10 protein-coding genes are annotated in these 10767 nt (G+C 71.1%); 5 read left to right on the top strand and 5 right to left on the bottom strand.

Annotation, left to right across the window (positions count from 1 at the left end; all coding sequences use genetic code 11):
* On the bottom strand, positions 1 to 302 hold a 302-nt coding region (locus KAK06_RS22320; RefSeq protein ID WP_210804379.1), incomplete at its 3' end, for a J domain-containing protein.
* 114 nt (positions 303 to 416) lie between these two features.
* Here KAK06_RS22320 and KAK06_RS22315 point away from each other — a divergent pair.
* The gene (locus KAK06_RS22315; RefSeq protein ID WP_210804378.1) at positions 417 to 1817 is read left to right on the top strand and encodes an FAD-binding oxidoreductase; all 1401 of its coding nucleotides are present in this window, start codon (positions 417 to 419) and stop codon (positions 1815 to 1817) included.
* A gap of 56 nt (positions 1818 to 1873) precedes the next feature.
* Here the strand turns inward: KAK06_RS22315 and KAK06_RS22310 are convergent, their stop codons facing one another.
* The 4 genes from KAK06_RS22310 to KAK06_RS22295 all read right to left on the bottom strand — a co-directional run bounded on the left by KAK06_RS22310 (position 1874) and on the right by KAK06_RS22295 (position 5298).
* Complete coding sequence (locus KAK06_RS22310; protein ID WP_210804377.1) at positions 1874 to 2275, bottom strand: PIN-like domain-containing protein; 402 nt, start codon at positions 2273 to 2275, stop codon at positions 1874 to 1876.
* 9 nt (positions 2276 to 2284) lie between these two features.
* A complete protein-coding gene (locus tag KAK06_RS22305) occupies positions 2285 to 2992 on the bottom strand; it encodes a DUF433 domain-containing protein (protein WP_210804376.1) in 708 nt (235 codons plus the stop codon).
* 479 nt (positions 2993 to 3471) lie between these two features.
* Positions 3472 to 4443: a Bug family tripartite tricarboxylate transporter substrate binding protein gene (locus KAK06_RS22300; RefSeq protein ID WP_210804375.1), complete on the bottom strand. Its 972-nt coding sequence runs from the start codon at positions 4441 to 4443 to the stop codon at positions 3472 to 3474.
* 66 nt (positions 4444 to 4509) lie between these two features.
* A complete protein-coding gene (locus KAK06_RS22295; RefSeq protein WP_210804374.1) occupies positions 4510 to 5298 on the bottom strand; it encodes a LuxR C-terminal-related transcriptional regulator in 789 nt (262 codons plus the stop codon).
* A gap of 131 nt (positions 5299 to 5429) precedes the next feature.
* Here KAK06_RS22295 and KAK06_RS22290 point away from each other — a divergent pair, with 131 nt between their 5' ends.
* The 4 genes from KAK06_RS22290 to KAK06_RS22275 all read left to right on the top strand — a co-directional run bounded on the left by KAK06_RS22290 (position 5430) and on the right by KAK06_RS22275 (position 10751).
* On the top strand, positions 5430 to 5906 hold the full coding sequence (locus tag KAK06_RS22290) for a DUF3237 domain-containing protein (RefSeq protein ID WP_210804373.1): 477 nt from the start codon (positions 5430 to 5432) through the stop codon (positions 5904 to 5906).
* Positions 5907 to 5969: 63 nt separating this feature from the next.
* Complete coding sequence (locus tag KAK06_RS22285; protein ID WP_210804372.1) at positions 5970 to 6437, top strand: MarR family winged helix-turn-helix transcriptional regulator; 468 nt, start codon at positions 5970 to 5972, stop codon at positions 6435 to 6437.
* Positions 6438 to 6444: 7 nt separating this feature from the next.
* Positions 6445 to 7668 (top strand): efflux RND transporter periplasmic adaptor subunit, encoded by a 1224-nt coding sequence (locus tag KAK06_RS22280; protein ID WP_210804371.1) that lies wholly within the window; start codon positions 6445 to 6447, stop codon positions 7666 to 7668.
* Positions 7665 to 10751 carry an efflux RND transporter permease subunit gene (locus KAK06_RS22275; RefSeq protein WP_210804370.1) on the top strand — a complete coding sequence of 1029 codons (3087 nt, stop codon included), beginning with the start codon at positions 7665 to 7667 and terminating at the stop codon, positions 10749 to 10751. The genes KAK06_RS22280 and KAK06_RS22275 overlap by 4 nt, the downstream gene beginning before the upstream one ends.
* The last annotated feature ends 16 nt before the right edge of the window (positions 10752 to 10767 follow it).

The following is a 10767-nucleotide window of genomic DNA, read 5'->3' as shown; positions in this document are numbered from 1 at the left end:
GCTGCCCGCGGCGGCGGCGCTGGCGGCGGGCTGGCGGTGGCGCGCGGCGCGCTGTCGGCCGATGGGGCGGCCGGCCCGCGCGGCGTGCGCTTGAGGCCGCGGTCGTAGGCGGCGCGGCGCACCGGGTCGGACAGCACCTCGTAGGCGGCGTTCAGGCGCGCCGCGGTCTCGGGGTCGCCGCCCAGGTCGGGGTGGGCGCGCAGCGTGCTCATCAGCGCCCGCCAGGCGGCCTTGATGACCTCGGGCGGCGCCTCGGGCTGGACGTGCAGGATGCGGTAGAGGTTGCGGCGTTCGCGGCTCATGGTGGGCGGGGCTGTGTCGGGATGGCGCCATCCCGGCCTGTCGGATTGATCGGCGCCGCGTGGGCGGCCCTTGAGGACTTCCTAGAATCCTGCACCCACTTTCGCGAGCTGTCCATGCTGTCCACCGCCAACGCCCCCCGCACCGCGCCCGCCGCCCTGATCGACGCGCTGCGCCAGCGCTTCGGCGAGCGCCTGTCCACCGCACTGGCGGTGCGCCAGCAGCACGGCCGCGACGAGTCGCCCTTCGACGTGGCGCCGCCCGACGCCGTGGTGTTCTGCGAATCCACCCAGGACGTGGCCGATGCGGTGACGCTGGCCGCCGCGCACCGCGTGCCGGTGATCCCGTTTGGCGTGGGCTCGTCGCTGGAGGGGCATCTGCTGGCGGTGCAGGGCGGCGTCAGCCTGGATCTGTCGCGCATGAACCGCGTGCTGCGCGCCGAGCCCGAAAACCTGACCGCCACGCTGCAGCCCGGCGTCACCCGCAGCCAGCTCAACCGCGAGATCAAGGACCTGGGCCTGTTCTTCCCGATCGACCCCGGCGCCGACGCCTCGATCGGCGGCATGTGCGCCACCCGCGCCTCGGGCACCAACGCCGTGCGCTACGGCACGATGCGCGAGAACGTGCTGGCGCTGGAGGTGGTCACCGCCAGCGGCCAGGTCATCCGCACCGGCACCCAGGCGCGCAAGAGCAGCGCCGGCTACGACCTGACCCGGCTGATGGTGGGCTCCGAAGGCACGCTGGGCGTGATCACCGAGATCACGCTGAAGCTGCACCCGCTGCCCGAGAGCCTGGCCGCCGCGGTGTGCTTCTTCCCGGACATCGCCTCGGCCGTGGCCACCACCATCCAGATCATCCAGATGGGCGTGCCGATCGCCCGCTGCGAGCTGCTGGACGTCAACGCCGTGCGCGCCGTGAACAACCACGACAGGCTGGGCCTGCGCGAGGCGCCGATGCTGCTGATGGAGTTCCACGGCAGCGAGGCCGGCGTGGCCGAGCAGACCGCCACCGTGCAGGAGATCGCCAAGGACCACGGCGGCGAAGACTTCCAATGGGCCACCACCCCCGAGGAGCGCACCAAGCTGTGGACCGCGCGCCACCACGCCTACCTGTCGGCGCTGCAGATGCGCCCGGGCTGCCGCGCCGTCACCACCGACACCTGCGTGCCGATCGCCCGCCTGGCCGAGATGGTGGTGGCCGCCGAAGACGAAGCCCGCACCAGCGGCCTGCCCTACTTCATCGTCGGCCACGTGGGCGACGGCAACTTCCACATCGCCTACCTGCTCGACCCCGCGCTGCCGGCCGAGCGCGATCTGGCCGAATCACTGAACGAGCGCGTGGTGCGCCGCGCGCTGGCCGTGGGCGGCACCTGCACCGGCGAGCACGGCATCGGCCTGCACAAGCAGGGCTTCCTGATCGAGGAAACCGGCGAGGGCGCGGTGGCGATGATGCGCGCGGTCAAGCGGGCGCTGGACCCGGACAACATCCTGAATCCGGGGAAGATCTTCGCGCTCTGAGGCGGGTGGAGCAAAGACGGCACAGGCCGTCTCCGCCAGAGAAAGCACGCCGGCGGCTACAGCCCCTGAAATTTCTTGCTGGACGAGTGCTGCCAGGGAATGCGAAAGCCACCGCCAGCGGTGAGCCGTGCATGCTCAAGCACCTGTGGCCACCACAGCACCAGCCTGGATGACTTCAGCCAAAAGGGATGCTTGGACCACTGCGGGTCGAGCACGTAGACCGTGTGCCCTGCACGGCGCAAGGCCTCGCGCTCCTGCCCTCGGCTCTTCGCGAACTTGTCCGTGCTGATGATGTACCAGCCCTGGCCAAGGGTCGGTATCCACTGCAGATCGGGCGTGCTGCGTCGGAACCTGTCACTGAGGTGGATCACCTCGTCCACGCCTGGCTCCGACGAGCAGAGCTCACGGATGGCATGCGCCAGATCAGGGGGAAGGTTGGCGTCGAACAGGAATCGCACGCCGACGAATCAGGCCGCGAGTTGCTGCTCAAAGGCGACTGCAGCCTTCACTTCTTGTGGCGTGACGCGGTAAAGGCGCGCCACACGCTCGACGTTGTCGCCTTCCGCCTTGCAAGCCGCTGCCAACGTATCGGTCGGCACACCGCCTTTGGTCACGATGGGCTCGCCAAACTGCACCTGCGGATCCAGCACCACCAGTCGCTTCTTCGGCATGGGGAACCAGCGCAGCGCCGTGGCATCGGCGCTGTACTCGATGCCTTCCAGCAGGCTGGGACGGATCACCGCATCCATGGCGAACTGCTGTCGGCGCACATCCAACAGCTTGGGATCCTCGCCCGCACGCTCAACCGCCTCCAGGAAGATCTTCTTGCCGTCCGTGACGAAGCGCTTGGAGTGCAGTGGGTAGTCCCCCAGCGTTTCCCTGGCCACATCAATCGTCGCCCGGATCACCCGCAGGCTGACGCCCTGCGCGATGAAGCGGGCCACGGTACGGAGTTCCAGCAGGTCCCGGAAGCCCAGCACTTGCTCGTCACCGAATTCCTCGTCCTGGGCATGCTGCAGCGCCCACAGTGGGCCGGAGACCCTGCGGCCATCGCCGTACTTCCAGGAATACCCCTTCAACCATCGGCGAACCGTGCGCGCCTCAGCCCCCACGAGCCTGGCGGCTCGTGGCAGTGGGTACATGCCTGTACCGAGGAGCGTAGGTTGCGCGTTCATGCCTTTGGGGCAGTTTACGCCTCACCCAAAAGAGCCCGCCATCACCCCATTGGGTGCCTCACCCGAGTCTGGGTCGATTGGCCGGACGCGCAGAGTTCGAGCGCCAGAGACGATGTGGGCGATGGGCTTGATCGCCAGGGCTCGACGTCCATCATTGATCGGGTGCTGAATCGCCAAGGTCGCCGGACTTCTCCGCGAGAGATTGGACGGGCTGCCGGCAGCCCCAACAGAGACGGAGCGCAAGACCACAACAGCCAAGCACGGTTTGTTTCCATAGCGCCGGAGAAAAAAGTGGTCGACTGGTGATTTCGCTTCTTTATCAATCACTTAGCGTTGCATTTGTCTTCCCAGTCGATGGACCCCGTGGCCACTTGCGCGTACCCGCGGTCAGGTCTGACACCGCGCACGGCAAATGCTCAGCGATGCGCAACGGGGCGATCAGGTCCTCGACGACAAAGCAGCGCCTGCACGGCCCAGCCTCAGTCCCCCTGGAACCCCGACGTCTTGACCACCGCCGCCCAGCGCGCCGCCTCGGCCTTGAGCATGCGCTCGGTCTCGGCGCGGCCGGTGCCGACGATGCTGAAGCCGGCCTCCTGCAGCTTCTGGCGCAGGTCGGGGCTTTGCAGGGCGGCCACGGCCTGCTGGCTCAGTGCGTCCACGGCGGCGGTGGGCGTGCCGGTGGGCAGCAGCAGCGCGAACCAGGCGGAGAAGTCGGCCTTGGGGTAGCCGGCCTCGGTGAAGGTGGGCACCTCGGGCAGCAGGGCGGAGCGCTGGGGCGCGGTGGTGGCCAGCGCGCGCATCTTGCCGCCCTTGACCTGGGCCAGCGCCAGCGCGGTGGAGACGAAGGCGCCCATCACGTCGCCGGCGATGATGGCGGTGACGGCGTCGCCGGTGGCGCGGTAGTGGATGGGCTCGACCGCGAAGCCGGCCAGGCTGCCGAAGACCTCGGCGCCGAAGTGGCCCGGCGTGCCGGCGCCGAAGGTGCCGAAGTTGACGCGGTCCTTCTGCGCCTTGGCGGCGGCGACGAACTCGGCCACCGTCTTGGCGGGCGAGGTGGCGGGCACCACCAGCACGAAGTCGGAGCGCACCACCTCGGCCACGGCCATGAAGTCCTTGGCGGGGTCGTAGGGCAGCTTGCGGTAGGCGGCGGGCGAGATGCTGATCGAGCCCACCTCGCCCAGCAGCAGCGTGGTGCCATCCGCTGGCGAGCGGGCCACCGCCTGGGCGGCGATCTGGCCGCCAGCGCCGGCGCGGTTGTCGATCACCACCTGCTGCTTCATCAGCTCGCCCAGCTTCTGGCCCAGCTGGCGCGCCACCACGTCGGGGCCGGAGCCGGGCGGGAAGCCCACCACCAGCTTCAGCGGCGCGCCGCCCTGGGCCAGCGCGGGGGCGGCGCCGGCCAGCAGCCAGGGGCTGGCAAGGACGGTCAGGGCGTGGCGGCGGGTGCTCATGGCGGTCTCCTGGGGGGTATCAAGGCAGCAGGCCGGCAGTGTGCCGCCCGGCGCTGCCGCCGCCTGTCATCCCTGAGGAGGACAGTCCCCCCCGGGCAGGAAGGCGGCGAAGAGCTCGCTCTTGAAGTGCAGGCCCAGGCGGGCGAAGGCGCGGGCGCGGTAGGTCTTGGCGGTGGCCACGCTCAGGCCCAGGTCGGCGGCGATGCCGTCGAAGCTCCAGCCGCGCAGCAGGCGTTCGCACACGTCCAGTTCACGCTCGGTCAGCGCCGCGCAGCGGGCCTTCAGCGCGGCGCGCAGGTCGGGGGTCGGTTGGCGCAGCGCCAGGTGGCGCTGCACGCCGGCCAGCAGCACGGGGGCCAGCTGGGCGAAGCCGGCGAGCTCGCCGTCGCCAAAGCGGCCCTGGTGGGCGTGGCGGTAGACATTGACGGCGAACACCGCGCCGTCATCGCCCCGCTGCACCACCGACAGCCGCTCCAGCACGCCGTGGCGCAGGTAGATGGCCTGGCGGTGGTCGTGGCTGGGGGCCTCGTCGGCGTGCATGCGCAGCACCGCGGCATGGCCGGGGCGCACCGCGTCGAAGCTGCTGTCGCGGCGGTACAGGCCGGCGTCGCGGTAGGCGGCAAAGCAGTCGCGGGTGGTGTCGGCCACGCCCAGGCTGCCCGAGAGGTGCAGTTGCGGCAGGCGGTCGCGCCAGACCTGGTAGACCGACCAGGAGCCCACGCCCAGCGCCGCCTCGTCCAGCGCCTGCAGCACCCGGGTGTCGAAGTCCGGCGCGCCCACGGCCTGCACCACCGCGGGCAGGGCGCGCGACCAGGCGGGTTGGGCATCGGCAAGGGGCAGGGCCCAGGCGTTCATCGGTGGGTCGGTCGGGTGGGGCGGTCATCCTCTGGGATGACGGCGGGTGGCTGGGCAAGCGCGCGAGCCTGGCGCAAGATGATCAACCGGCCACGCCGCCTGTCCATCCCGACTGACCCGAACGCCCCGCCATGACCGACGCCTTCAGCCCGCCGCCCGCCCTGCAACCGATGTGCCGCGTGGTCTGCGAGGTGGGCGAGTTGGTCAGCCTGGGCGGCCCCGCCAAGCATGGCGAGCGCCGCTATGTGCCGCTGCTGGGCGGCACGGTGGAGGGCCCCGAGCTGAGCGGCGAGATCCTGCCCGGCGGTGTCGACTGGCAGGTGCTGCGCGCCGATGGCGTGCTGGAGATCGCCGCGCACTACGTGATCCGCACGCCCGACGGCGCGCTGGTCGAGGTGCAGAGCGACGGCCTGCGCCACGGCCCCGCCGACGTGATGGCGCGGCTGGCGCGCGGCGAGCCGGTGGCCGCCAGCGAGTACTTCTTCCGCACCGTGGTGCGCTTCACCACCGGCGCGCCGGCCTGGGCACACCTGAACCGCTGCCTGGCGCTGGCGGTGGGGGAACGGCAGGCGCGCGCGGTGCGGCTGGACTTCCACCGCATCACCTGAACCCTGGCTGAAGCGGGGGGCTTCCCGGTTCGGCGGGCGCCGGAAATTTGTTAGATTTCCGAAGTGTCTGCCGCGCTGAAGCCCGTCCCCCACGCCGACCTCGCCGAGGTCTGCGCGCAGGCCGTGCTGGCCCAGGTGCCGCTGCTGATGCGCGAGATCCGCAGCGCGATGCGTCAGGCCGCGCCCGAGGGGCTGACGGTGCCGCAATTCCGCGCGCTGCTGTTCGCCCAGCGCGAGCCGGGTGGCAGCGTCGGCGCGCTGGCCACCCACCTGGGCGTGACGCTGCCCACCGCGTCGGTGGCGGTGACGGCGCTGGCCGAGCGCGGCCTGCTGCGCGTGCACGCCGACCCCCACGACCGCCGCCGGCGACTGATCCGGCTCAGCGCCGAGGGCCGGCGCATCGTGGACGCCGCCTGGTCGCGCACCGCGGCCGGCTTTGCCGAGCGGCTGTCGCGGCTGCCGGCAGCCCAGTTGCACACCACCCCGCAGGCGCTGCAGGCGCTGGCGGGGGCCCTGATCTCCCGTTCCTGAGTGGCTCATGAAGAAGACTTCGCTTGTCCTGATCCTGGCGGCCGTGGCCGCTGCCGTGGCGGCCGGCGCCTGGTGGCGCGGCCAGGCCACCGGGCCGGCCGCGGCCGCGGCCGCCGCGTCGGCGCCCAAGCCGGCGCAGGTGGTCTCGCTGGCCACGGTGCAACGGCGCGACATGCCGGTCAGCGTGGAGGCGGCCGGCACCGTGGTGCCGCTCAACACCGTGGAGCTGCGGCCGCAAATCAGCAGCACCGTGCGCCAGGTGGTGGTCAAGGAAGGCCAGATGGTGCGCCAGGGCGAGCTGCTGTTCCGCTTTGACGACCGCACCGAGCAGGCCAACCTGGACAAGGCACGCGCCCAGCTGGCGCGCAGCCAGGTGGCGCTGGCCGACCTGGAGCGGCAGTGGAAGCGCGCGCAGGAGCTGCGGGCGCAGAACTTCATCTCGCAGGGCGCGGCCGACACCGTGCAGGCCAACCTCGAGGCGCAGCGCGCCGCGGTGGTGGCCGACCAGGCCGCCGTGAAGGCCGGTGAGGTGGCCGCCGGCTACGCCACGCTGCGCGCGCCGCTGAGTGGCCGCGTCGGCCTGGTCAATGTGTACCCGGGCAGCCTGGTCTCGCCCACCGGCGCCAGCGCACTGGCCACGATCGCCCAGATCGACCCGATCGGCGTGAGCTTCACCCTGCCCGAGGCCCAGCTGGGCGCGCTGCTGCGCGGCGGCGACGAGGGCCGCGGCGCCCAGGGCGCGAAGCTGCAGGTGCTGCTGCCCGCCGCGGGTGGCGGCCGCGGCCCGAACGCCGCGCCGCGCGAGGCGCTGGAGGGCACGGTCAGCGTGATCGACAACGCGGTGGACACCGCCACCGGCAGCATCCGCATCAAGGGCGCGCTGGCCAACCCCAAGCAGCTGCTGTGGCCGGGCCAGTACGTCACCGTCAAGCTGACGCTGCGCACCATCAAGGACGCCGCGGTGCTGCCGGTGGTGGCGCTGGTGCAGCGCGGCCAGGAGCGCTCGGTCTACGTCGTCAAGGCCGACATGAGCGCCGAGCTGCGGCCGGTGCAGCTGCGCTACAGCAGCGGCGAGTGGGCGGTGGTCGACGGTGTCCAGCCGGGTGAGCGGGTGGTGGTGGAAGGCAAGCAGAACCTGCGGCCGGGCGGGCTGGTGCGTGAGGCGCCAGCCGGGCCGGCGAAGGGCGCGTCGGGGCCGGCATCGGCCGCCGCCTCCGGGGCCTCTGCATGAACATCGCGGAACACTTCATCCGCCGTCCGGTGATGACGGTGCTGCTGAACCTGGCCGTGGTGGTGGCCGGGGCGCTGGCGCTGACGAAAATTCCGGTGGCGGCGCTGCCCAGCTACAACACGCCGATCATCCAGGTCAACGCGACGCTGCCCGGCGCCTCGCCCGAGACCATGGCCAGCTCGGTGGCGCTGCCGCTGGAAAAGCAGTTCAGCACCATCGCCGGCCTGTCGGTGATCAGCTCCACCAACACGCTGGGCAGCAGCTCGCTGACGCTGGAGTTCGACACCGCGCGCGACATCGACGCCGCCGCGGTGGACGTGCAGGCCGCGCTGTTCCGCGCCCAGCGCCAGCTGCCGGCCGAGATGACCACGCCGCCCAGCTACCGCAAGGTCAACCCGGCCGATGCGCCGGTGCTGCTGGTGGCGCTGACCTCGCCCTCGCTGGACACCGCCGAGCTCAACGACTACGCCGAGAACCTGATCGCGCCCAGCCTGTCGACGATCGACGGCGTGGCCCAGGTCTTCATCTTCGGCCAGCGCCGCTATGCGGTGCGCATCAAGGTGCGGCCCGAGGCGCTGGCCGAGCGCAACGTCACGCTGGACGAGCTGCGCACGGTGCTGGCCAGCGCCAACGCCAACACGCCGGTGGGCGTGCTGGAAGGCCCGCGGCAGACGCTGACGGTGCAGGCCAACCGCCAGCTCTCCAACGCGCGCGAATGGGGCCAGGTGATCATCGCTGCCCGCAATGGCGCCCCGGTGCGGCTGCGCGACGTGGCCGAGGTGCAGGACAGCGTGGAGTCGGTCAAGACCTACGCCGCGCTCAACGGCGAGCCGTCGATCACGCTGGCGGTGCAGCGCCAGCCCAATGCCAACACGGTGCAGGTGGTCGACAAGGTGCGGGCCATGCTGCCGCGCTTTGCGTCGCAGCTGCCGGCCTCGGTGCAGATGACGCCGGTGAATGACCGCTCGCTGTCGATCCGCGAGGCGCTGCACGACGTCAACCTGACGCTGGCGCTGACCGTGGTGCTGGTGGTGCTGGTGATCTTCCTGTTCCTGCGCCGCGCCGCGGCCACGCTGATCCCCACGCTGTCGCTGCCGGTGTCGCTGATCGGCGCGATCTCATTGCTCTATGCCGGTGGCTACAGCCTGGACAACATCTCGCTGCTGGGCATCACGCTGGCGGTGGGGCTGGTGGTGGACGATGCGATCGTGATGCTCGAGAACATCGTGCGCCATGTGGAGGACGGCATGGCGCCGTTCGAGGCCGCGATCCGCGGCGCGCGCGAGATGAGCTTCACGATCGTCTCGATCTCGGTGTCGCTGGTCGCCGTGCTGATCCCGATCTTCTTCATGCCCGGCGTGATCGGCCTGCTGTTCCACGAGTTTGCGGTGGTGGTGGGCCTGGCCATCCTGGTGTCGGCCGGTGTGTCGCTGACGCTGGTGCCGATGCTGTGCAGCCGCTTCCTGCGCCACCATGAGCCGGCCGAGGAAGGCCGCCTGGGCCGCGCCTTCGAGGCCGGCTTCAGCGCCTTCCAGGCCGCCTACGGCCGCAGCCTGGACTGGGCGCTGGCGCACCGCGCACTGATCGGTGCGGTGGCGCTGGGCAGTCTGGGGCTGTCGATCTGGCTGGCGGTGAGCAGCCCCAAGGGCTTTTTCCCGGAAGAGGACATTGGCCAGATCCAGGTCACCACCGAGGCGGCCGAGGACATCTCCTTCGAGGCCATGGTCAAGCTGCACACCCGCGCCGCCGACATCTTCCGCGCCGATCCGGCGATCGCCGCGGTGTCGGCCTTCACCGGCGGCAGCGGCGGCAACCAGCAGAACACCGGCCGCATGTTCATCGTGCTCAAGCCGCGCGCCGAGCGCCCGCCGATGGCCCAGGTGGTGGAGCGGCTGCGCCAGAAGACGCGCGCGGTGCCGGGCCTGGCGGTCTACATGCGGCCGGTGCAGAACCTGCAACTGGGCGGCCGCCAGAGCAAGAGCCGCTACCAGTACACGCTGCAAAGCGTCAGCGCCGACGCGCTGGGCGAGTGGTCGGGCAAGCTGCAGGAGAAGCTGCGCGCCGACCCGATCTTCCGCGACGTCACCAGCGACAGCCAGAACCGCGGCCTGCAGGCCACGCTGGCGATCGACCGCGACAAGGCGGCGCTGCTGGGCGTACCCATCGCCGAGTTGCGCAGCGCGCTCTACAGCGCCTTCGGCGAGCGCCAGGTGTCCACCATCTACGGCGCCAGCAACAGCTTCCAGGTCATCATGGAGGCGGCCGAGGCCGACCGCCAGTTCGAGGATGCCTTCAACAAGATCTACCTGCGCAGCAAGACCGGCGCGCTGGTGCCGCTGTCGGCCTTCGCCACCGTGCAGCGCACGCTGGGGCCCACCGCGGTGAACCACCAGGGCCAGCTGCAGGCGGTGACGATCAGCTTCAACCTGGCGCCCGACGCGCCGCTGGGCGAGGCCACCCAGCGCATCAGCGCCTACAGCGCCGAGCTGCGCCTGCCGCCCACCATCATCGCCAGCTACGGCGGCGATGCGGCGGTGTTCCAGGACTCGCAGGGCGGCCAGCTGGTGCTGATCATCGCGGCGCTGGCCGTCATCTATGTGCTGCTGGGCGTGCTCTACGAGAGCTACATCCACCCGCTGACCATCCTGGCCGGGTTGCCCTCGGCCGCGGTGGGTGCGCTGCTGGCGCTGTGGGCCTTCGGCCACGACCTGACGCTGATCGCCACCATCGGCATCCTGATGCTGATCGGCATCGTCAAGAAGAACGCGATCATGATGATCGACTTCGCGCTGGACGCACAGCGCCACCAGGGCCTGTCGCCCGAGCAGGCGATCCGCCAGGCCTGCCTGCTGCGCCTGCGGCCGATCATGATGACCACGCTGGCGGCCTTCATGGGCGCGCTGCCGATCGCGCTGGGCCTGGGCGCCGGTGCCGAGCTGCGCCAGCCGCTGGGCCTGGCGGTGTGCGGCGGCCTGCTGATCAGCCAGGCGGTGACGCTCTACATCACGCCGGTGATCTACCTGGCGCTGGACCGCTGGGCGGGCCAGGGGCCGATCCTGGACGCGGTGACGCCGCACCGTTGAGGCCAGGCGCCGTTGG

This window comes from Ideonella aquatica (assembly GCF_018069755.1).
Lineage (GTDB): Bacteria > Pseudomonadota > Gammaproteobacteria > Burkholderiales > Burkholderiaceae_C > Ideonella > Ideonella aquatica.
Note: the sequence above shows the minus strand (reverse complement) of the source record. Positions and strands in the feature narration are given on the sequence as shown.